Source organism: Fulvivirga kasyanovii, assembly GCF_009711405.1.
Taxonomy (GTDB): Bacteria; Bacteroidota; Bacteroidia; order Cytophagales; family Cyclobacteriaceae; genus Fulvivirga; species Fulvivirga kasyanovii.
The window spans coordinates 1-21,880 of record NZ_SMLW01000661.1 but is presented as its reverse complement, the minus strand read 5'-3'; the positions used below and the strand labels follow the sequence as shown (position 1 = coordinate 21,880).

The following is a 21,880-nucleotide window of genomic DNA, read 5'->3' as shown; positions in this document are numbered from 1 at the left end:
GGAACCACACAAACATTGTTTTGGAAATGAATTACTTACATAATGCAGCGAAATACGAAAAGGTACACAATGCTTCAAAATTTTTTATTAGGGCTTGTTTCCGTACCTTTGCACAACCTTGAAAGTCAAGGATCGATTATAAATTACTATTAAATATTTTATTATGTCTGAAGCAAAAAAAGGCGACAGAGTAAAAGTACACTACACAGGTAAACTGAATGATGGGTCTGTATTTGATTCTTCAGTGAATAGAGAACCTTTGGAATTTGAATTAGGAGCCGGTATGATGATAGCCGGATTTGATAAAGCTGTAACAGGAATGAAAGTGGGAGATACAAAAACTGCTAATATTCCTTCTGATGAGGCTTACGGAGAAAGAAATGATGAAATGGTGGTAGAAGTACCTAAAGCCCAGCTACCTGCTGACTTAAAGCCTGAAGTAGGCCAACAGCTAGCTATGCAACAGCCTAACGGACAGTCTATCCCGGTAGTAGTTACTAAAGTGGAAGCTGACACTATTGAAATTGATGCTAACCATCCTTTGGCTGGTAAGGATCTTGTTTTTGACATAGAGTTAGTAGAGATTGGTTAATAATCTCAGTACCTGTACAAAAAAGGCATGAATGGATTCCACTCATGCCTTTTTTGTTTTATAACGACCTTTATATATTATTCTTCTTTAGGCTCTTCTTTTTTTGTTTTCATGAAGTCAAGCAGTCCAATTGCTGCTCCAAAACCTGCAAGACATGCCACTATGGTAATGAATAAGCTTGCTCCGTCTCCAACGTATTGTTCCATAATAATCGAATTTTCAGCGGTTGTTTTAATCGAGGTCAAATTTAATCATTCTTTGTTAAAGAGAAAGTAAACCCAGGGTAATTATCATAAGATTAAGTTATTTTACGTTGTAAGCTATATTTGAAAATTATGCCAGACGAAGAACATTACAGAAAGCTGGAGTGGATGTATATACATGAGGCTCCGATCAATAAATATTATAAACCGGAGATCAAAATCGCAGAAGGGTATGCGGAAGTAAAAATAAAGAGTGATACCAAGTATTTTCATGCAGCAAATGCCGTGCATGGCTCTGTATATTTCAAGATGCTTGATGATGCTGCTTTTTTTGCAGTGAACTCATTGGTTGATGACGTTTTTGTACTCACCACCTCTTTTAATATTTACCTGCTCAGGCCTGTAGTTTACGGCGAGATCAGGGCTGAGGGGAGGGTGGTGTCCAATTCAAGAAAATCATTTGTGGCGGAGGCCGTACTTTTCAATGAAAAAGGCAAAGAAATAGCCAGGGGCAGCGGAAGTTTTGTAAAAAGTAATATCCCTCTGGATGAACATGTAGGATATTTGAAGGAAAGGCCGTAATGGACAGTAATACCTATATCCCTAGTTCTTCCTTATGCTCCTTTAGCGCTTCAATGATAAAATCGATATGTTCTTTCAGGTCTACTTCAAATAGTTCAGCTCCTTTGTAAACCTCATCGCGCTCAACTTTTGCAGCAAAGCCTTTCTGTTTTAGTTTCTTAATTACCGATTTGCTGGTCAGGCTGTCGATACCTTCCGGGCGTACATGGCAGCAGGCTATCACGAAGCCGGTGAGCTCATCGCAAGCCAGCAGTGCCTTGTCCAGGCTGTTTTCATAGGGTACATTCCACTTGGTGTAGTGGGCGGATATGGCGTGGGCCATTTTTTCCTCACCAAGTTCGCGCAGTTGGTTCACTATTCTGTTGGGGTGCTCTTCCGGGTAAGCTTCATAGTCGGCATCATGTAGCAAGCCGGTGTTGGCCCATTCTACCGGATCTTCCCCTAATTTATGAGCATAGCTTTCCATTACAATTTCCACACTACGGGCATGGCGCAGCAGGCTGTCTCCTTGGGTCATACTCTCCAGTATTTCCCGGGCTTTTTCTCTGGTCATGAATTTATAGTCTCTTGATCTTTCTAAGCTTGAAGATAACAAAACCGGCACCAATAAACATAATCGTGCCCATTAGGCCCAGCAGGATGACTATCCGGCTGTTTTCTACCTGCAAGTCTTTTATTTCCCTGTCTTGCTTGAGCAGTTCCAGTTCTTTTTCCTTTTGCTGAAGTTCAAAGGCAATTTCCAGTTGGGCAAGCCTTCTGCTGCTTTCCTCATTCTGTATGCTTTCCTTTGTTTCATCGTAGAGCAAACGGTAGTCATAGGCTTGTTTGTAATCCCCTTTGCGATAGTAAATAGTTGATAGACCCTGATAGATTAGCTTTAGGATGGGATTGGCCTGAATATTAACGGCTATTTCCCTGGCTTTATTCTGATGCTCTTCGGCCTGCTTTATGTTGCCTAGCTCCAAATAGGTAGACCCAAGATTGGAGTAAGCCAGGGCCTGTCCCAATAGGTTATTGTTGCTCAGTTCTACTTCAAGCGATTTGTTGTAGTACTCCAGCGCTTTATCATACTCTTTCCTGTAAAAGTATATGTTGCCAATGTTGTTAAGCGGGTCAGAACTGCTGTTGAGTTGCCCCAGACTTTGTGATAGGTTAATAGCTTCAGAAAAGTACTCCAGTGCCTTATCTTCTCGCCCTTTATCACTGTATGCATTCCCGATATTGTTGAGCGTTCCAATCAGCTTTTGGTCATCTTTAAGCTCTTTGAAGGCCTCGTAAGATTCTATGAAATAGATGAGTGCCTTGTCATAAATGCCTTTGAGGGAATAGACGGTGCCTATGTTGTTCATGGTGGAGGCAAGCGCCTCTTTGTCGCCGGTTTCATCGGATATTCGCAGCGATTCTATGTAGTATTCCAGAGCCTTATCGTACACCCCCTGGTTTTTGTAGATAATACCCATATTGTTCAGGGCTGCCGCTTTACCTTTGGGGTAGTTAATCTCAGAGGCCAGTTCGAGTGCACTTTTTGCGTACTCCAATGCCATTGCAGGGTTTAGCTGGTTGTAAACAGCGTATAAAGCGTTGAGGGTATTCACTTTTTCCTTTCCCTCCGCTGTAGCCAGTTTTTCCTCAAGACTATCCAATACCTGAGCTTTCAGTGCAAAAGCCATAAGTACACAGGTAATGGTTAACAAAAGGTGTTTTTTCATGTTTATTAGTCACTTTACATTATAAAGTTAACATTATAATCGATAACCGGAAGCCTATTTTTTGCCGCTTAAATAATAACCCTTCATACATTTAGGGTGGGCCGTTACCTTAATACATATTCCTGGTGCTTCTTGTTGATATTAAATTTATAAATATGAAAAAGATTATAATTCCCATTACGCTGTGCTTTTGGTTTTGCAATGGCCTCTATGCCCAAAGTAACAGTGAAGAAGAGGCCGTACTGGCGGTTGTAGAACAGCTATTTGAAGGGATGCGGGCTGGTGACAGTTCTATGGTGCATACCGTATTTTACGATGAAGTAGAGCTTTATACCACACTTACCAATAAAGAAGGTAAGCCGGTACTTCACAAGGGATCGTTACAGGGGTTTCTGGATGCCGTGGGGTCTCCGCATGATGTGGTATGGGACGAACCTATCTGGGATACCGAAATAAGGATAGACGGAAACCTGGCCCAGGTATGGACTAAATATGCATTTTATGCAGGGGACAAGTTCAGCCATTGCGGAGTGGATGCTTTTCACCTGTTTAAGTCGGAAGTGGGCTGGAAGATTTTTCACCTGACCGATACCAGGGAATGGAAGAACTGTGATATCCCTGCTGATGTGAAGAAGAAACATAAAGACAAACCATGAAAAAGTATCTACTCGCACTGGTTGCCATTCTATTACTGGGGCATGTGCATGCTCAGGATGATGAAATAACGACCCTTATTCTGGTACGGCACGCTGAAAAAGCATTTGATAAAGAAGGAGACCCTGTCCTGACCGAGCAGGGAGAGAAACGCGCAGCAGTACTCGCCGAAACACTGGAGGCTGTTAATATTGACGCTGTTTATTCAACCCCCTTTAAAAGGACAAGGTTGACCGTGGAACCCGTGGTAAAAAGTAAAGGTTTGGAGATAGTGGACTACAATCCTTTCAAACTTGAAGACATGATCCAGACTATTGAGGAAAGCCGGGGAAAGACGCTGCTGATCTCGGGGCACTCCAATACAACACCGGCTATTCTGAATATGCTGCTGGGCGAAGATAAATTTGGGCAACTAAACGAATCGGATTACGATAATTTATATATAGTCTATTATTTAGCAGTTGGCAAAGCAAAAGTTCTCCAGCTTCAGTACGGAGAGCCCACGAGCATAGAATAGATTATTTATTTAAAACCAGCAATTGAAGAAGAGGCATGAGGCAATATTTATGGGTACTGATCTTATTAATTATACCATTATTAGCGGGCGCACAGCAAGACCGGGGACGGAAAATCGGAGCTAATACCCGCCTTTTGCAAACCAAAGCAGGGCCTGGGCAATCTCAGTCATTTACCGGCATCGAGGCCACAAGTATTGCTATAAAATATCAGGGGTCGCTCGATGGAGCGTACATCGAAGTGGATGGAAAAGAGTACCCCCTGACACGGGACGATCACTACTCTGGTGAAGGAAAGGTGACAAACCTGGTGGTTTTTGATGCTGTCATAACTCAGTTTCAATTGTTTACCGGTGGTATAACAGGCGAGGTTGAGGTCGTAATCATAGATGCAGGAAGCGTGAAAGATCCGTTAAAAGCACCACGCCTTAACAAGCAACAGGATGAGTGTGCCAAACCTGAGATGGTAGACCAAAGTGTATGGCGTGAAGGGTTGCCGGAGCCTTCTTATAACAGGTCATTTACCGTTACCGAAAATATTATTATTCACCATTCCGCTACTTCCAATAACGTGGAGGACTATACGAACGTGATCCGCAATATTTACATATACCATACCCAGAGCAATGGCTGGTCGGACATTGGGTATAACTATTTAATTGCCCCTGATGGTACCATATTTAAAGGAAGAGATCCGGGAAGCGGGGAACAGGATGTCGTAATCGGAGCACACTTTTGCGGAAAGAACAGCACTACCATGGGTGTATGCCTGATGGGTACCTATACACAGATACCTCCATCAGACGAAACCCTGGCTTCGCTGTCGCAGTTGCTGGCCTGGAAAGCAGAAAAAGATGAGCTTGATCCTTTTGGCATTGATCCACATCCCCTGAATGCTTCTTTGCCCGTAATAGCCGGCCACCGGGATGGGTGTAGTACCGAATGCCCCGGACAGGAAACGTATGAGCGTCTATCGGAAATCCGCTATGCAACGGCTGAAACCATGGAGACTTGTGGGGATGAGGAACCATTGGTTTTTACCCTCTTTCCAAACCCGGCCGAATCGTACTTCAAAGTAGAACTGCTAAATAGTGAGACGCATAAATTTGTGCTGTATGATATGAGAGGGCTGCCGTTTAATGTACATCCTTACCTTGTACAGGACGGAATTGCTTCCTTCTCCACCGGCGATTTTGCCGCAGGGCTCTATATTTTGCATTACCAATCAGGAAGTGAACTTATCAAAAGGCGTTTGATAATCACCGATTAATTATATTTAAGGGAGTCTTTGTTAAAGGCTGGCATGTCAAAGGTTAAACATTGAGTAGCCAGGCTTGTTTATATCCCGGATATGTTATTGGAATTTACGGACAAGGGCATCTACTGCCCCAAGGCGGATGTATACATTGATCCATGGAAACCTGTGCGAAAAGCACTGATCACCCATGGGCACGCTGACCACAGCCGGTGGGGACACCAGTACTATCTGAGTACTGTATCAGCCATGCCGGTAATTAAATATCGTTTGGGTAATGATATCAATATTGAAACCGTAACGTACGGCCAGATAGTGACCATCAATGGCGTACATTTTTCTTTTCATCCTGCGGGGCACATCATTGGTTCAGCGCAGATCAGGGTAGAATATAACGGCGAAGTCTGGGTAGTTTCAGGAGACTATAAAGTGGAAGATGATGGCCTTTCCGAGGCCTTTGAGCCTGTAAAGTGCCATACTTTCATTACCGAATCTACTTTTGGGCTGCCCATATACTCATGGCTTCCACAGCAAGAAATTTTCAGTGAGATCAATAGCTGGTGGAAGCAAAACAAGGAGCAGGGCAAGGTAACTGTACTTTCCGGCTATGCCCTTGGGAAAGCCCAGCGGCTGATCCAGGGGCTTGACGATTCCATTGGCCGGATATTTACCCATGGTGCCGTTGAGAATGTCAATGAAATAATCAGGGGCCAGGGGGTTAATCTAAAACCAACTACGAGAGTGACGCCGGAAATGAACAAAGGGGAATTTGAAGGAGGAATAGTGATAGCTACTCCTTCGGCTCGGGGTTCTCCATGGATGAAAAAATTTCTGCCCTATAGCGTAGGAGTGGCCTCAGGGTGGATGCGGCTTAGAGGAGCCAGAAGACGGCGGTCAGTAGACAGGGGCTTTTCACTGTCAGACCATGCTGACTGGAATGGGTTAAACCAGGCTGTGGAGGCTTCGCAGGCCGAGCGGGTGTTTGTGACCCACGGCTACACTACCACTTTCAGTCGCTGGCTCAATGAAAAAGGCATTGAGGCAGCCAGGATAGAAACCCAATTTGAGGGGGAGCTTGAAGAGATAGGTGAAGGCGTGGAAAAAGATGCTAAATCTGAGGGAAAGGATACGGCATCATGAAAAATTTTGCAGAGCTATTCACCCGCCTTGACCAAACCACTAAAACACTGGTAAAAGTTGATGCCTTAATACAGTACTTTGAGAAAGCTTCATCAGACGATAAACTTTGGACTATTGCCCTTCTATCTCATAAAAGGCCTAAACGAACTGTAAATGTCAGCTTTCTGAAAATATGGGCTGCTGAGTTCAGCAACCTTCCTTACTGGCTTTTTGAAGAGTCATATCATGTGGCAGGAGATCTGGCTGAAACAATAGCTTTAATATTGCCCGAAAGGGAAACTCATACCGATCATTCTCTAACTTACTGGATAAAGTATATCATGTCGCTGGAAGGTTTGGAGGAGGAGGTCAAGAAAAGCAGGCTCAGGGAGGCATGGGCTTCATTGTCATCTACGGAGCGGTTTGTTTTTAATAAACTGATCACCGGAGCATTTCGCATGGGTGTATCGCAGAAGCTGATGGTAAGGGCGCTGGCGAAGTACACCGGTATTGAGGAAAATATGCTCGCCCACCGGCTGATGGGCAACTGGACTCCTGATACCACAACCTTTGAAGACCTCGTGCTTTCCGCGGATAAGGGAGAAGACCAATCCCGGCCTTACCCTTTTTACCTTGCTTATGCTTTGGATGATCCATATGAAATAGGCAGTCCGGATGAATGGATGGCTGAACGAAAATGGGACGGCATAAGAGGGCAGGTCATTGTCAGAAAAGGTCAGCTTTATGTTTGGTCAAGAGGCGAAGAGCTGGTTACCGACAAGTACCCTGAGTATGAGATTTTCAGGGAGCAGCTACCTGATGGCACGGTCATCGACGGGGAGATTTTGCCCTTTAAAGACGGGCAACCTTTGCCTTTCAGTTTACTCCAGACCCGCATTGGCAGGAAAAACCTCACCAGCAATGTCCTTAAAAAATCACCTGTGGTGTTCAAAGCCTACGATCTTATCGAATGGCAGGGGGAAGACATAAGAAACTGGGCCATGGATAAAAGAAGGAGGGCTTTGGAGGAGCTGGTGGGTAGTACCAGTACCGGAGGTATACTCCAACTGTCGGATGTGGTAGACTTTGATACCTGGGAGCAACTGGCGGAAGAGAGGGAGAGGTCGAGGGAATTTTACAGTGAAGGCATTATGCTAAAGAGAAAGGACTCGGTGTACCAGACCGGAAGAAAAAGAGGGGACTGGTGGAAGTGGAAAGTCGATCCGCTTACGGTTGATGCTGTAATGATCTATGCCATGCGGGGGCATGGAAGAAGGGCAAATTTATATACCGATTACACCTTTGCCGTTTGGGATAATGACCAACTGGTGCCGTTTACCAAAGCCTACTCGGGCCTTACTGATGAAGAGATCAGAGAAGTAGACCGGTTTGTGAAGAGAAATACCATCGACAGGTTTGGCCCTGTAAGAAGTGTAACCCCTGAACTGGTATTTGAAATTGCTTTTGAAGGTATCAATAAATCCACGAGACACAAATCAGGCATTGCACTGAGGTTCCCCAGAATAAAACGATGGAGAAAAGACAAAAACAAAGATGAAGCCAATACGCTCGCAGACCTTTGGCAACTGCTGGATGTTTACGGATGAAGCAGGATTACAATTTCTTAGTTTACAGTTCATAGTTCTCCATTAATTCATAGTTCTCAATTAAAAGGCATTTAATAATTTTACCAGGAAAGCAGGAGTGACCGGTAACCGGTAATCGCAGTGCCAAACCAGCAACCAACGACCAGAAACCAGAAAAAACATGGAATATAAAAGACTAGGAAAATCAGGACTACAAGTAAGCCGATTATCGTTTGGATCATGGCTGACCTTTGGGAAGCAAATAGGAGACAATACCGCGGAAGATCTGATGACGGTGGCTTATGACAATGGTATCAATTTTTTTGATAATGCTGAATCTTACGCAGGGGGTAAGTCAGAAGAAGTAATGGGGGAGGTGCTCAAAAAGAAAGGCTGGAGAAGGGATAGCTATATTGTGTCCAGCAAAGTGTTTTTTGGGGCAGATGGGGGTATGAAGGACTTAAAACCTACCCAGGTCGGGTTGAGCAGAAAGCATGTGGTGGAGGCCTGTCACCAGGCTCTGAAACGGTTGCAGGTAGATTATCTTGACCTTTACTTTTGCCACCGCCCTGATAAACAGACACCTATTGAGGAGACTGTCTGGGCCATGCACAATCTGATCCAGCAAGGGAAGGTGCTTTATTGGGGGACTTCAGAGTGGAGCGCCCAGGAGATCATGGAAGCCCATATGGTGGCCAGGCAGTATAACCTCATCGGACCCACTATGGAGCAGCCGCAGTATAATATGTTTGTGCGCAATAAAGTAGAAGTCGAATATTCACAAATCTATAAAACCGTAGGGCTTGGGACTACCATCTGGTCGCCATTGGCCAGTGGAGTACTAACCGGTAAGTACAATGATGGATTTCCGGAAGGCACACGGCTGGGAATAGAGGGACTGGAATGGCTGAAGGACAGGTCACTGGCTGAGGAGAACCTCGCCAAGGTGAAGAAGCTTACCGGATTGTCTAAAGAACTTGGCATGAGCATGCCCTTGCTGGCCCTTGCCTGGTGTCTTAAAAATGATGATGTAAGCACTGTGATCCTTGGGGCATCAAAAAAAGAACAACTACAGGAAAACCTGAAAGCACTGGAAGCTAAGGAAAAGCTGACGGCTGAGGTGATGGAAAAAATAGAAAGTATACTTGCCAATAAGCCGGAGCACCCTGTTTATTAAAGTTTTTGAAAGCATTAAGAGTACTCTCCCGGGGACGCTCTTGATGCTTATTCAATTTTGAGCTGCCAATCCATAGATTTTAAGTGCTATACAATCGGCATGTTTGTATATTGCCGGTCATGATCTGTAAGAATTGTAGCAACAGTTATGAAGGTAGTTTTTGTAATGTCTGCGGGCAGAGTGCCAGTGTAAGGCGCTTTAACTTTCCTTATTTTGTGAAGGAAACCTTCTTTTCGTCCCTGGATATAGAGAAAGGTCTCTTTTATACCGTGAGTCAGCTTTTTTTGAGACCGGGAGCGGCAATCAGAGCTTATCTGGAAGGTAAACGGGTGAGTTTGTATGTGCCTGTCAAATATCTGCTGCTTATCGGTGCCCTGGCCACATATGTATCCATACGTTTTGATCTTTTCCTGAGCGAAAAACCCGGACCTGTTCTACACATACTGCCGGTTGATTATTTAGCGATGTTCCTGTCATTTGCGGAGCAGTATACCACGGTTATCAATATTATAGCCATTCCTGTCTTCGCCTTGTTTTCATGGCTCTTTTTTATCGGCAGCAAATATAACTATACCGAAAACCTGATCCTGAATATCTACATCACCGCGCAGCAACTGCTCATGCTGCTATTGATGTTTCCGGTCATTGCAGTAATGCCTGCGCTGAAGGGTGAGGTTATTGCTGTTTACAGTGCTATTACCCTGGTCTACAATTTCTGGGTGTATTTTTCTTTTTTTGAGATCAGAAAGCTGATTCAGGTGGTTAAGGTGCTGCTTGCTTTGGCATGTGCTTATTTGCTGCAATTTATGCTAAACTATGGCATCTATTTATTTATAGGAGATAAACTGAAAGGGTTGTAGCCGTCTCCGGTAATCAGGAAACGGCTACAAAAGTTATTTTAATCAAGCTGATACCCTGCTACAATGCTTGATCCGGTCTGGTAAAATACCTGCCCGGTGACATCGTCCACAGCATAGTTTGGCATTCTTTCCTTTCCGAGGTCTATGTATGCATCAACCTTTCCGGTGTTTTTATTCACTTTCAGCAAGGCGTTTTTGTTGCCCTCCTGTTTTGACAATATCATCATAAAATCACGGGACTGAGTAGATGCTTTGAAGCGGGCGCTGGCCTGCTTGAATGATTTCATTGCGAAGTCAGAGGCTGCATCACCAAGTTCGCCATAGGCCTGGCCGATACCCTCTACCATAGCGCCGGCCAGTGCATCTTCCTGCTTTACCTGAGGCGCTGCCGATTGATAGACTCCCGAAGCCGCATAGGCGCTCGCACCGATATAGGCAGCACGTACGGCCTGAGCATATAACAACGCTCTTTTTAAGCCGGGTTCTCTTGGGGCTTCATAATAACTTTGATAGTTCAATTTTCCTGACAGGTCAAATAAGGCCACATTTTGGTCTGAATGAATGAAGATGCCATTATTTCTCACTTCCAGGCCGGTTGGGGCTTCCTTGCCTTCAAATTTGAGTGCCACATCCGACAGGTTGCTAACTTTTCCATCGGCTTTGTTCATTACTTTCAGCTTATTCTCTTTGGTATCAAAAATGTAAAATTTATCATCCTTGCTGCCAACCAGCGCTGGAGATGTATTGATGGATTTATCCAGTAAAAGCTCACCTGTAGATGTATTAAGTACATTGGCCTCTTCCGTGGTTACGTAGAATACACCATTATCAATTTTCTCACTACGCACCACTTCTCCATCTATTTTTACCGGTTTTTCAAAAGTCAGTATGCCCAGGTTGGTATCCAGGAAAGTAAGGTAATTTTTATCTCCATTTTTGGAAATTAGCAAAAGGCCACTGCCTACTGGGATGTAATCATAAATACCACCCTTTACCTTTACACCTCTTCCTTTTTTGCCCCAGCTACCTTCCTGGGTTTTGTTGCTGAACAGGTTGATCTTTGTATTGGCACCATCATCAGGCAGAATTACCAGGCCCTTATCATGAAAAAACAGGTGGCTTAGCCTGCCGTCAACTTCAAGCGGACTTTCCCAGATGCGGCTTCCGTCGCCCATGTTATAGGCATAAAATACCGATGAGTAAGTAACAGGAGGAGGAGATGAGGATGAGCTGCTAAAGGAAGACTCCTTTTTCTGCTCTGAACCCACATAGAAAATATCCATTTTAGGATGCTTGTAAAACTTGACATTGAAATCCATGCCTTCAGCGTGCTGGGTCGCTGCCTGCTTCATAAGGCTGCCAAAAGCCCCCAGCTTTTCCAGTTGCTTGTTGGCCTCCGATACATCATTTCTCCAGATCACTTCCCCTGATTTGCTGTTGATCTTGTAGTTGTTGAACAAAGTGACAATAAGAAGTTCGTTTGGGCTAAGCTCATTTACGCTTACAACCCGGCCGTAGTCATCACTAAGTTTCCAGGCTATTTTTCCGTCAGCTAGGTTAGCGAAAACCATTGCTGGTTTATTGGAAGCATCTTTTCCAGCTATTAAAATACCATTGGCTTTGTAAAGCACATAGTCGTCCAGTATTTCTGCAATCCCGGCTTTTTGAGAGTCAAATTTCACTTCGCCGGTAAATGGGTCTATCATAAAGATATCACCATTGCTATTCACTGATACCAGTGGTGAAGAACCTGCTTGTTGTACCTTATCCTGAGGTACACCTCCGAACCGGGAGATTTCCCATTGTATTTTACCTGTTTGGGGATCAACGGATGTCAGTGCAGATTCGGTTCCTATGAGCAAGTGGCCTGCCGGGGTAACCTGCTGCCAGTTGACATTTCCCTGTAGCGAGGTACTCCATTGTTCTTTGACCTGTGATATACAGACCGTGCTGATTGCGGTCAGTAATACAGTTATTGTAGATTTTATATTCATAACGATAGAGATTGGTGACAAAATCTGATAAGTGTTATTGCCGAATACCCAATATCCATACCAAACAGAAAAAGCCTGCGATTCCGGCTCTTTATAAGTTAGTAATTATATGTTAGAAATCATACCTCAGATTTAATGAGAAATGCAGTAGGGTTTTATAATTATACTATTTCAATCGAGACCGACGATAGCATAAATTACATCTAGTGTTTTGTGAATTATAAGAGGCAGAGAAGTCATTCACATCAGGGGTGTGAACGACTTTTTATAGTTTTATTCTGTTTTAATGCTTCCGTTTTGTCTCGTTTTTTCCTTAGCTATCTCGATGGCTTTTTCTAAAAACTCATCTCTGTTTTCTCGTATTCCTGAAATGGTTTTATCTACGGTAATATCGGGTAGAGTGCCTACTCCATAATGTTGAGAGCCATCATGTTTTTCGACCCACATGCCCGTCCATGATATTCTATAGTCGCCAGGGAGGGTAAAAGGATTTATATTGCCATTGGTGCCTGCTGTTGGCTGGCCGATGATAGTGGCTAAGTCATAATGGTCAATAAATCCCATATAACTTTCCGCATAGCTTATAGCCCTTCCATCGATTATGAAAATAATCTCAGCATTAATATGTGGAGATTTAGGTTCTAAGCTCCAATTATATGGTTTGAAATTTACGATGTTTTCTTGGTCAGGATAAATAATTTCAGGTATTTTCATCCAATGGTCAGAAGTGTCTTTTACCGTCAAAAGGTGCTCAATTAACCCGTCATTTCCATTAGGATACCCTCTCAGATCACAAATAATGACTTTTGAGGCTTCCAGTTCAGGCATTATTTCTGTGATCTTTTCCATTGAAATTTGATCAAGATCAATATAATAAATCCCCTCAGCTACCTCTTTATGTACATCTCGGGCATGCTTATTATTGAAGTGATCATAAACCGTCATGCTCCGGTTAATGGTTAGGGTTTCTTGTCTGCCAGAAAAATCTTCAACCAAAAGTGTGAGTTCAGTATTCTTTTTACCCCGCAGTGCTTCAAGTGACGCTCTATGCTGCATATACCCTTTTGTTCCTGCGGAGATATACTTGTATATTTCGACGAAATAGTCAGATGGTTTTATGCCATTGATCATCTTGACCAATGACCCCTGTTTTAGTGGTAAACTATCCATCACCTGGGTTATAACAAGTTCACCTTCAATCCATTCCCAGTCTATTGGGGCCACATGAGCCTCCTTATGAGCTGTTTTACTGTTATAAACATTAATATGTCCATCCTTTAAAGGAGCTGTAAATTTTTGAAGTGTTTTAAGGAAGTCATATTCAGAGTGGTCATTATATGTGTTTTTGTATGTATTTCTAAGGTTTGAGAGCCAGTCAACCTCAACCAGGTTGGAATAGGGGAAGAAATGTTGAAATATATTCCATGTGATGGTAATATCAGCTAGGCGTACATAGAGATTAGAACCTGAAATATGACTTTTTTCAATCGTTTTTAGCTCCTCCTTCAGGCTCATTAGCTCTTTTTGAGGTACCTGAGGATATGTATGGTTATCATCTCCGTAAAGCGCTAGTGGAATGATACATGCCAATTCAGAGTTTATGTCTTTTTTAATACATTCGCCGATTTGGGCATGCTTTTCAAAAATAGCAGTTGCAACTTCCCCCACTTCAATAGCATTGGATTTTGAAATAACCAATGCCTGATCACCTGGTAGTATTTTTTGAATTTTGAATTTATAGCCATCTATTCCGGAATCGTATCTGCCTATTCCAGGTTCAAAGCTGAAAAGGGAAGAGTCGGATGGGTTATCAAAATCTTCATTAAATATGCTTGTCCACTCGTTATTCAGTAGAACCTTAAATTCAAATTCATCGAGTTCTCCTATGTCACCGTGAGATAGAAACCCTCCAAAAAAGGCACTTTCAGCATCACTGTCAAGGGTGCCCGTTATTTCATATTGTCTGGCCTCTGTATCTTTAATGGGTTGATCCTGCATATTATTAAAGAATCCACGATTGCTATTCTTATCTTCAATACGAACCCATAAATGCATTGCTCCACCCCCTTCTATCATTCTTGTATTTGCAGATAATTTGAAAGGGAGCCCGGCATATTTTTGCACGGGAATTTTAGTGAATACACTTCCGAATGTGCTTTGGCCTCTGAACTTCTGCTTACGATTGAGCCTAGCACTTTGGTAAATGCTATTTTTATGTCCCATACCTAAACCAAGATGTTGCCAGGTAATAACCTTCATGCCATTCAACGATGGAGGAACCAACATGGAGCTGTCAAAGGATATTTTATTGTGTTTTTCAATCTGTATAAGTGGGGCTACAGGTCTAAATATTTCCAGTAGGGCTTTTTTTAATTCTTCCTGCGTTTTGCACCTTTCTACTTTTTTAGCTCCATAAATAGCTAGCAATTCCCAATCAATATCAGAAGCTTCATCACTAGGATGAAAATACCTCACATATCCATAGACTTTGGCAAATGATTCCAGATTATCTATCATTTGAGGGGTTTGACCAAAGCAATAAAAGGAAAAACAAAGTATAGCGAAAGTGAAGAAGGTTGTTCTCATGAATATCTTAGGTTAGGTTTCGATGTAATCTAGTTTAATAAAGTAATAAAAGTAATTAAATTAATAATCAATTTTTTATTAATATTATTATATAAAATTATTGAATCTTAAACCTAACCATGGCCTCGAAATTCAAGCCAGGATCCAGGCCTTTGAATGTCTTTTTATAGGCGCTTGAATAAGCATGCAATAATATTTCCGCACGGTCTTTTATGGCAACCCCACCATTAATGTTGAGGTTATTGTCTCTATCTCCTCTGATTTGGTAATTAGCTCCTATTAATACAAGTTTTTTAATTTCGATTATAGTATTAACGTCTAGCCAGGTATTTGAAAAATCAGTCTGGTATAAAAGTGATGGTCTGAGGGATAACCATTCGACAAGGTTGTATTTGTTTTCAAGGTTGAAAAAGAGTACCCGGCTATCTGCTTGTGCCAAATATTCATTGTTTTCTGTTTTTAAAAGATTGTAGGCTCCTAGGCCAACTCTTGTGCTTTTGACCATTAATAACACGGCTAAATGGAGGCTAACATCATTAGAAGAAAAGTCTGATTGCGCAAGAACGGGATCATTAGGGTCAAGGGGGCGAATTTCGTTCTCATCGATTGAGCTCCTTTTATAAGTCAATGAAGTTCCAAAGGAAACTTTCTTTTGCTCTCCGAGTTTGTATTGATAATCATAAAGTAAATTCCCGCTAAACTCAGTGAACGGGCCTATTTCGTTATAAGATACAATGGTACCAATACCACTATTAATTTTTGATAGATTGTTTTCATACGTAATAAAGAGTCTGTATGGGTGTCCATTAAAGTTAGTGAGCGTGGTATGATAATCCGCAGTGAATATCTGCTTCTCACCAGTCCCTGCAAAAGCCGGGTTTACCAGCTTCATGTCATACATGTAAAGGCTGGAGGAACTATATTGTTGAGCAAAACTATTATGGATAGTCAGTATCAGAAGTGGAAGAATGATGTATTTGGGCAGCATCGTTCTGGTCATATTTTATTGAATTGAACTTATTTCATTACATTTCACTAATGGATAGTGATGGCAATACATTGATCGTAAACACAATGTTAGTAGATTTAAATGAATGTTAGTTAAGCGTTTTCTTTTACCGGGATGACAGACCCTGAATTATTGACCCTGGCCCATAACTGGTTTACTGAGAAAGGATGGAAGCCCTTTGCTTTTCAGGAAGAAGCATGGCAGGCGTACCTTCATGGGTATCATGGCCTCGTTAATGCACCTACGGGTAGTGGTAAAACCTATTCATTGGTCATGCCCGTTTTGCTGGAGTACATACGTGAGCAGCAGGAAACCGGGATATCACCCGGTAGCAAAGCCAAAGGATTAAGGGCCATTTGGATAACACCGATAAAGGCTTTGGCAAAGGAAATCAGCAATTCTGCTCAAAGAGCGGTGCAAGGCCTCGATGTTGACTGGCAGGTGAAGTTGCGCACCGGCGATACCTCACCTTCTGAAAGGGAAAAGATGAAACGGAACCCTCCTGAATTTATGATCACCACCCCGGAAAGCCTGCAGCTTATGCTGGCACAAAAGGGGTATGAGAAGTTCTTTAAAAACCTGAAAACAGTAGTTTGCGATGAATGGCATGAACTCATGGGGTCAAAAAGGGGAGTGCAAATGGAGCTGGCCCTGTCCCGCCTCAAAACCATATGTCCCAATCTCAGGGTTTGGGGAATATCCGCAACCATTGGCAACATGGATGAAGCTTTGCAGGCGTTGCTGGGGTCTTCACTGCAAAAAGGAAAATATAGAGTTATCAAATCCGATATTAAAAAGGCCATAGAAGTAGAGTCCGTCTTGCCCGATGATGTTGAGCAACTCCCGTGGGCAGGGCATCTGGGTACTAAGCTGATCGATAAAGTAATACCTATTATTCAAAAGAGTAAAAGCACACTGATTTTTACTAATACCCGTTCATTTGCCGAAATATGGTATCAGAAGCTGCTGGAAAGGTCTCCCGATCTGGCCGGTATTATGGCCATGCACCACGGCTCCATCAGCCGTGAGCTGCGGGACTGGGTGGAGGAGGCCCTGCATACTGAGCAGCTCAAAGCAGTGGTGTGTACATCCAGCCTCGATCTGGGCGTCGATTTCAGGCCTGTCGAAACTATCATCCAAATTGGCAGTCCCAAAGGGGTAGCCCGTTTTATGCAGCGTGCCGGTCGAAGCGGGCACCAGCCGGGAGCTTTGAGTAAAATATATTTTGTGCCGACTCATTCTCTGGAGCTAATAGAAGCGGCCGCCTTGCGTGATGCTATTGCCAACGGAGTAGTGGAAGACAGGGTGCCTTATATCCGGTCTTTTGATGTTTTGATCCAGTATCTTGTAACACTGGCTGTTTCGGATGGTTTCAGACCCGATGAAATATTTCAGGAAGTAAAAGGTACTTTTTGTTATAGCAGCATCACTGAAGAAGAGTGGAGGTGGTTGCTGGATTTTATCACTACCGGAGGGGCGGCGCTGACAGCCTACGACGAATATCGTAAAGTAGAGGTCGAGAATGGCGTCTATAAAGTAACCAACAGGCGCATAGCCATGAGGCACAGGCTTTCCATTGGCACTATTGTAAGCGACTCATCCTTGCAGGTAAAATATGTAAGTGGGAAATATATAGGCACAATAGAAGAGTGGTTTATCGCCAGACTTAATCCCGGGGATGTGTTCTGGTTTGCCGGTCGTAATCTGGAACTTGTGCGGATAAAAGACATGACTGTTCAGGTAAGGAAAACTAAAAAGAAGGCCAAAGTAGTACCTTCCTGGCAAGGTGGGCGAATGCCTTTATCGTCCCAGATGTCTGTGGTACTCAGGAAAAAACTACATGAGATCACCATTAAGGATTTTGATCATGACGTGGAGCTGCGATTTCTCCAGCCTTTGATGGACTTGCAAAAGAAGAGATCGCACCTGCCGACTAAAAATGAGTTTTTGGTTGAATACTTCAAAAGTACCGAAGGCTTTCATGTGTTGATGTACCCTTTTGAAGGCAGGGCTGTGCATGAAGGCATGGCTGCTTTACTGGCCTATCGCATAGCAAAAATTATCCCTATTACCTTTAGCATTGCCATGAATGACTATGGCTTTGAGCTACTTTCCGACCAGGAAATCCCGCTTTACGAAGCCATAGAAACCGATGTGCTGTCAGCAGATAACCTATGGCAGGATATCCAGGCTAGTATCAACAGTGTAGAGATGGCCAGAAGGCGGTTTCGGGATATAGCTTCGATTTCAGGGCTGGTATTTAAAGGCTACCCGGGGCAGCAGGTAAAAGAGCGGCACCTGCAGTCTTCTTCACAGTTATTTTTTGATGTTTTTAATGATTATGAATCCCACAACTTACTTTTACTGCAGGCCTATGAAGAGGTTATGGAGTTTCAACTGGAAGAAGCCAGGATGCGGAATGCACTGCAGCGGATAAATAAACAGAAGATTATCATTACAGAACCCGATAAGCCTACCCCACTGGCCTTCCCCATCATGGTAGACAGGCTCAGCAGGGAGAAGCTGAGCTCCGAAAAACTGGAGGACAGGGTGAGGCGCATGCAGTTGCAGTTTGATCAGTAAGCTAGGGAATCTGCCATTTTAGCAGGTTTTATTGAAAGGAATGGATTTTGATTATCCTGAAATAGAATATTAACTCAAAGATTATGTCAAAATTTCAGGAATTGATAAATGGAGACCAGCCGGTGTTAGTAGATTTTCATGCAACCTGGTGCGGCCCTTGTAAAATGATGGCCCCAATGCTGGATGAGCTGAAGTCAGAAATTGGAAGTAAGGCCAGGATCATTAAAATTGATGTGGATAAAAACCAGCAAGCCGCTGCTGCTTATGGCGTTAGGGGAGTTCCAACGTTGATCCTCTTCAAAAACGGCCAGATCAAATGGCGACAGTCAGGTGTGGTGCCGGTACATCAGTTGAAGGCTGTTATTGAGCAGAATGCAAACTAATAACATTCGAGTGTGAAAAATTTTTAAGGCGAATTGTTCTATATACTTCTTTTGAATTACTTTGCCTGCCTCTAATGATTTGACTTACAAGGTTGGCTTAGTGTCTGAAGAAGTTACCATACGCGACAATACATTTGTTCTATATCCCGAAAAGGCTGTTTTGTGGAAAACTAAGGGTATTCTCCTCATATCGGATCTGCATCTGGGCAAGGTTAACCACTTTCGGCGGTCTGGGATAGCCGTACCTCACAGCCCTAATGACCAAAACATAGAGCGCTTAATAGCCTTATTGCAGGAGGTGAAGCCAGAACGGGTATTGTTCATGGGCGATCTTTTTCATAGTCATTACAACCAGGAATGGGAGGTGTTCGGGCAGGTGCTTAAATACTTTCCGGCCGTTTCTTTCGAGTTGGTTATGGGCAATCATGATATCATGAGCGATTATCAGTACCTGAAACATCAATTAATCATTCACAGAGAACCTTTGAAAGTAGGTTCATTTATCATGTCGCATGAGCCTATAGATGAGGTGCCGGAAGCGTGTTATAATTTTGCAGGCCATATTCATCCTGGGGTACACTTGAGGGGAAAAGGGCGCCAGGGTATAACTTTACCATGCTTCTATTTTAGTAAAGATCAGTCTTTGCTACCGGCATTCGGTGCGTTTACAGGCTTATATAAAATAAAGCCCAAGGTTGATGATCAGATTTTTGTAATTGTTGACAATAAGGTGCTTAAAGTTTAGCCCTTTTAAAGCATTTGGCTTAAAATCCTATCAATTTAAAATCATTTTGTTATATTTCGGGGATGGAGTAATTACAACAACCTTTAATTCAGATTACTCTTAGCAATAATATGGCAAACAACGAGGAAAGAATAGATGAGCTTATTGAAAAGCTGGAGAGACTTCTGTATCGACAAGAGCAGTTCAAGACGGAAATAGATCAATTAAAAGCAGAGATTTACAGGTTAAAAGGCACTACTGATCAGCCAAAGATCGAAAGTGAGGAAAAAAACTTTGTAGCAGAGTCAGTACCTCCAAAACCTGTACCTGAACCCGTTAAATTAGTTTCTCAAGTTGAGAAAAAGGAGAACTTCGTTGAGTCTGCCATCCATAAGGCCATTCCAAAAGTAAAATCGGACTTTGAAAAATTTGTTGGAGAGAACCTGATCAGCAAGATTGGTATAGCTATTACTGTTTTTGGAGTGGCTGTAGGAGCGAAGTATGCTATTGATAATCAGCTTATCAGTCCACTTACGAGGATTATTCTCGGATACCTGGTTGGTGGCGGCCTTTTAGGTTTTGCCTTTAAGCTTAAGCCGAAATACGAGAATTTCAGTGCTGTGCTGCTCAGCGGTGCCATGGCGATAATGTATTTCATTACATTTGCAGCCTACTCTTTTTACGATCTGTTCCCCCAGCCGGTGGCTTTTGTGCTGATGGTGGTATTCACGGCCTTTACCGTATTTGCAGCCCTTCAATATGATCGGCCCGTCATTGCCCATATCGGTCTTGTAGGCGCTTATGCAGTGCCTTTCCTGCTGAGTGAAGGGTCTGGTAAAGTCGGTGTTTTGTTTACTTACATCGGCATCATCAATACAGGTATTCTCATCGTAGCCTTTAAAAAGTACTGGAAGTCACTTTATTATTCAGCCTTCATACTGACATGGCTTATTTACAGTGCATGGTTTTTTGGTGGTTATGATTCAGGGAAATTTGGTCTTGCATTCACTTTCCTGGGCGCTTATTTTATAATTTTTTACGTTACATTCCTCTCCTATAAACTTATCCGGCAGGAGAAATATGGCAAAGCCGATGTGGTGCTGCTTTTGCTCAATTCATTTATATTCTATGCTTTTGGGTTTGATTTACTGCAAGGCCATGAAACAGGTGAACACCTGCTGGGGCTGTTTACGCTGTTGAACGCAGCAATACATGCAGCGGTAAGCTTTATCATTTATCGCAAGCAGCAAGCCGATAAAAACCTGTTCTACATGGCCGTGGGGCTTGTAATGGTTTTCGTTACCATCTCTGTACCGGTGCAGTTGGACGGTAACTGGGTTACGCTGCTTTGGGTCGGTGAGGCTACACTGCTTTTCTGGATTGGAAGAAGCAAAAATGTTCCTGTTTATGAAAAGCTGTCCTACCCAATGATGGCACTGGCCTTTATCAGCCTCCTTCACGACTGGTCAGAGAATTATCAAAATTACTACTACGGTGATTCTGTAGAAGGAACAACATTCTTACTTAATATTAACTTCCTCACTTCCATTCTCTTTGCAGCGGCTTTTGGTTTCATTACCTACTTAAATGCCACAATCCGGGTGCCGGAAAGTTTTACAGACAGACGGGGCTTGTTTAAAATAGTACGTTATGCCATACCTGCCATATTCCTGATCACACTCTACAAAGCATTTCAGGCAGAGATTGTCAGTTACTGGGACCAGTTATTTATGCTTTCCGGGGTGCAGGATGAGGGTTATGATCGGAATTTTGCATTGGGGCACTTCAAGAGTATCTGGGTGCTTAATTATACCATCCTGTTTCTTTCTTTATTGTCAATCGCCAATGTAAGAAAGGTTAAAAATAAGATCCTGTCGTACATAAACATGGTACTCAACCTTTTTGTGCTTTTGGTATTCCTCACACAGGGACTATTTGCTTTGAGCGAATTGAGGGATTTTTATATCGATCAGACATTGGCCGAGTACTACAGCAGGGGCGTTTTTTACATTGGGATACGCTATGTAAGCTATGGTTTTGTGGCATTGCTCATATTTGCTATTTATAACAATGTTAAAACATTCTTTACCAGTACAGATTTTAAACGGGCTTTTTACGTGATAATGCATATCACCATACTTTGGGTGGCCAGTAGTGAGTTGATCAACTGGATGGATCTGGCGGGATCAGAACAATCCTACAAATTGGCGCTTAGCATTTTGTGGGGGTTTTATGCTGTGTTGCTGATCGTATTGGGCATTATGAAGAGGCAAAAGTATCTGCGTATAGCTGCCATTTCACTTTTTGCTATTACCCTCGTCAAGCTTTTCCTTTACGACCTGGCGTCGT

19 protein-coding genes are annotated in these 21,880 nt (G+C 43.0%); 13 read left to right on the top strand and 6 right to left on the bottom strand.

The window, feature by feature from the left end; all coding sequences use genetic code 11:
* The first annotated feature begins 163 nt into the window (after nt 1–163).
* Nucleotides 164–592, top strand: a complete 429-nt coding sequence (locus E1163_RS25675; protein ID WP_155175792.1) for an FKBP-type peptidyl-prolyl cis-trans isomerase — start codon at nt 164–166, stop codon at nt 590–592.
* Between the two features lie 77 nt (nt 593–669).
* On the opposite strand, the gene E1163_RS31460 is transcribed toward E1163_RS25675, so the two are convergent.
* A complete protein-coding gene (locus tag E1163_RS31460; RefSeq protein WP_281353191.1) occupies nt 670–798 on the bottom strand; it encodes a hypothetical protein in 129 nt (42 codons plus the stop codon).
* A gap of 129 nt (nt 799–927) precedes the next feature.
* On the opposite strand from E1163_RS31460, the gene E1163_RS25670 reads away from it, so the two are divergent.
* On the top strand, nt 928–1,377 hold the full coding sequence (locus E1163_RS25670; RefSeq protein WP_155175790.1) for a PaaI family thioesterase: 450 nt from the start codon (nt 928–930) through the stop codon (nt 1,375–1,377).
* Nucleotides 1,378–1,390: 13 nt separating this feature from the next.
* Here E1163_RS25670 and E1163_RS25665 read toward each other — a convergent pair whose 3' ends face one another.
* Nucleotides 1,391–1,930: an HD domain-containing protein gene (locus E1163_RS25665; protein WP_155175789.1), complete on the bottom strand. Its 540-nt coding sequence runs from the start codon at nt 1,928–1,930 to the stop codon at nt 1,391–1,393.
* A 4-nt stretch (nt 1,931–1,934) separates the two neighbouring features.
* Nucleotides 1,935–3,086: a tetratricopeptide repeat protein gene (locus E1163_RS25660; RefSeq protein ID WP_155175787.1), complete on the bottom strand. Its 1,152-nt coding sequence runs from the start codon at nt 3,084–3,086 to the stop codon at nt 1,935–1,937.
* Nucleotides 3,087–3,241: 155 nt separating this feature from the next.
* Here E1163_RS25660 and E1163_RS25655 point away from each other — a divergent pair, with 155 nt between their 5' ends.
* The 7 genes from E1163_RS25655 to E1163_RS25625 all read left to right on the top strand — a co-directional run bounded on the left by E1163_RS25655 (nt 3,242) and on the right by E1163_RS25625 (nt 10,252).
* Nucleotides 3,242–3,742, top strand: coding sequence for a nuclear transport factor 2 family protein (locus E1163_RS25655; RefSeq protein WP_155175785.1), 501 nt, complete (start codon nt 3,242–3,244; stop codon nt 3,740–3,742).
* Entirely contained in the window at nt 3,739–4,257 is a 519-nt protein-coding gene (locus E1163_RS25650; RefSeq protein ID WP_155175784.1) for a SixA phosphatase family protein, read from the top strand. Before E1163_RS25655 ends, E1163_RS25650 begins: the two co-directional genes overlap by 4 nt.
* Nucleotides 4,258–4,292: 35 nt before the next feature.
* Complete coding sequence (locus E1163_RS25645; protein ID WP_155175782.1) at nt 4,293–5,525, top strand: N-acetylmuramoyl-L-alanine amidase; 1,233 nt, start codon at nt 4,293–4,295, stop codon at nt 5,523–5,525.
* Between the two features lie 81 nt (nt 5,526–5,606).
* The gene (locus E1163_RS25640) at nt 5,607–6,650 is read left to right on the top strand and encodes a ligase-associated DNA damage response exonuclease (protein WP_155175781.1); all 1,044 of its coding nucleotides are present in this window, start codon (nt 5,607–5,609) and stop codon (nt 6,648–6,650) included.
* Nucleotides 6,647–8,236 carry an ATP-dependent DNA ligase gene (locus tag E1163_RS25635; protein ID WP_155175780.1) on the top strand — a complete coding sequence of 530 codons (1,590 nt, stop codon included), beginning with the start codon at nt 6,647–6,649 and terminating at the stop codon, nt 8,234–8,236. The genes E1163_RS25640 and E1163_RS25635 overlap by 4 nt, the downstream gene beginning before the upstream one ends.
* 160 nt (nt 8,237–8,396) lie before the next feature.
* On the top strand, nt 8,397–9,392 hold the full coding sequence (locus tag E1163_RS25630) for a potassium channel beta subunit family protein (protein ID WP_155175779.1): 996 nt from the start codon (nt 8,397–8,399) through the stop codon (nt 9,390–9,392).
* 119 nt (nt 9,393–9,511) lie between these two features.
* The gene (locus tag E1163_RS25625) at nt 9,512–10,252 is read left to right on the top strand and encodes a DUF3667 domain-containing protein (protein WP_155175778.1); all 741 of its coding nucleotides are present in this window, start codon (nt 9,512–9,514) and stop codon (nt 10,250–10,252) included.
* Nucleotides 10,253–10,290: 38 nt separating this feature from the next.
* On the opposite strand, the gene E1163_RS25620 is transcribed toward E1163_RS25625, so the two are convergent.
* From E1163_RS25620 to E1163_RS25610, 3 genes are all read right to left on the bottom strand, one after another.
* Complete coding sequence (locus E1163_RS25620; protein ID WP_155175776.1) at nt 10,291–12,246, bottom strand: outer membrane protein assembly factor BamB family protein; 1,956 nt, start codon at nt 12,244–12,246, stop codon at nt 10,291–10,293.
* Nucleotides 12,247–12,519: 273 nt separating this feature from the next.
* A complete protein-coding gene (locus E1163_RS25615) occupies nt 12,520–14,763 on the bottom strand; it encodes a S41 family peptidase (protein ID WP_185156216.1) in 2,244 nt (747 codons plus the stop codon).
* A gap of 166 nt (nt 14,764–14,929) precedes the next feature.
* Nucleotides 14,930–15,832, bottom strand: a complete 903-nt coding sequence (locus tag E1163_RS25610; RefSeq protein ID WP_155175772.1) for a PorP/SprF family type IX secretion system membrane protein — start codon at nt 15,830–15,832, stop codon at nt 14,930–14,932.
* 123 nt (nt 15,833–15,955) lie between these two features.
* Here E1163_RS25610 and E1163_RS25605 point away from each other — a divergent pair, with 123 nt between their 5' ends.
* The 4 genes from E1163_RS25605 to E1163_RS25590 form a co-directional block, all read left to right on the top strand.
* Nucleotides 15,956–18,424: a ligase-associated DNA damage response DEXH box helicase gene (locus tag E1163_RS25605; RefSeq protein WP_155175770.1), complete on the top strand. Its 2,469-nt coding sequence runs from the start codon at nt 15,956–15,958 to the stop codon at nt 18,422–18,424.
* Nucleotides 18,425–18,507: 83 nt separating this feature from the next.
* Nucleotides 18,508–18,807 (top strand): thioredoxin, encoded by a 300-nt coding sequence (gene trxA, locus E1163_RS25600; protein WP_155175769.1) that lies wholly within the window; start codon nt 18,508–18,510, stop codon nt 18,805–18,807.
* A gap of 100 nt (nt 18,808–18,907) precedes the next feature.
* Entirely contained in the window at nt 18,908–19,552 is a 645-nt protein-coding gene (gene pdeM / locus E1163_RS25595; RefSeq protein WP_185156215.1) for a ligase-associated DNA damage response endonuclease PdeM, read from the top strand.
* Between the two features lie 110 nt (nt 19,553–19,662).
* A partial coding sequence (locus E1163_RS25590) for a DUF2339 domain-containing protein (protein WP_155175765.1) occupies nt 19,663–21,880 on the top strand: 2,218 nt, incomplete at its 3' end.

Excerpts from the sequence above, each read along its gene's own strand:
- E1163_RS25675 (WP_155175792.1), top strand. The coding sequence starts at position 164 with ATGTCTGAAGCAAAAAAAGGCGACAGAGTAAAAGTACACTACACAGGT.
- E1163_RS31460 (WP_281353191.1), bottom strand. The coding sequence starts at position 798 with ATGGAACAATACGTTGGAGACGGAGCAAGCTTATTCATTACCATAGTG.
- E1163_RS25670 (WP_155175790.1), top strand. The coding sequence starts at position 928 with ATGCCAGACGAAGAACATTACAGAAAGCTGGAGTGGATGTATATACAT.
- E1163_RS25665 (WP_155175789.1), bottom strand. The coding sequence starts at position 1,930 with ATGACCAGAGAAAAAGCCCGGGAAATACTGGAGAGTATGACCCAAGGA.
- E1163_RS25660 (WP_155175787.1), bottom strand. The coding sequence starts at position 3,086 with ATGAAAAAACACCTTTTGTTAACCATTACCTGTGTACTTATGGCTTTT.
- E1163_RS25655 (WP_155175785.1), top strand. The coding sequence starts at position 3,242 with ATGAAAAAGATTATAATTCCCATTACGCTGTGCTTTTGGTTTTGCAAT.
- E1163_RS25650 (WP_155175784.1), top strand. The coding sequence starts at position 3,739 with ATGAAAAAGTATCTACTCGCACTGGTTGCCATTCTATTACTGGGGCAT.
- E1163_RS25645 (WP_155175782.1), top strand. The coding sequence starts at position 4,293 with ATGAGGCAATATTTATGGGTACTGATCTTATTAATTATACCATTATTA.
- E1163_RS25640 (WP_155175781.1), top strand. The coding sequence starts at position 5,607 with ATGTTATTGGAATTTACGGACAAGGGCATCTACTGCCCCAAGGCGGAT.
- E1163_RS25635 (WP_155175780.1), top strand. The coding sequence starts at position 6,647 with ATGAAAAATTTTGCAGAGCTATTCACCCGCCTTGACCAAACCACTAAA.
- E1163_RS25630 (WP_155175779.1), top strand. The coding sequence starts at position 8,397 with ATGGAATATAAAAGACTAGGAAAATCAGGACTACAAGTAAGCCGATTA.
- E1163_RS25625 (WP_155175778.1), top strand. The coding sequence starts at position 9,512 with ATGATCTGTAAGAATTGTAGCAACAGTTATGAAGGTAGTTTTTGTAAT.
- E1163_RS25620 (WP_155175776.1), bottom strand. The coding sequence starts at position 12,246 with ATGAATATAAAATCTACAATAACTGTATTACTGACCGCAATCAGCACG.
- E1163_RS25615 (WP_185156216.1), bottom strand. The coding sequence starts at position 14,763 with ATGATAGATAATCTGGAATCATTTGCCAAAGTCTATGGATATGTGAGG.
- E1163_RS25610 (WP_155175772.1), bottom strand. The coding sequence starts at position 15,832 with ATGACCAGAACGATGCTGCCCAAATACATCATTCTTCCACTTCTGATA.
- E1163_RS25605 (WP_155175770.1), top strand. The coding sequence starts at position 15,956 with ATGACAGACCCTGAATTATTGACCCTGGCCCATAACTGGTTTACTGAG.
- trxA (WP_155175769.1), top strand. The coding sequence starts at position 18,508 with ATGTCAAAATTTCAGGAATTGATAAATGGAGACCAGCCGGTGTTAGTA.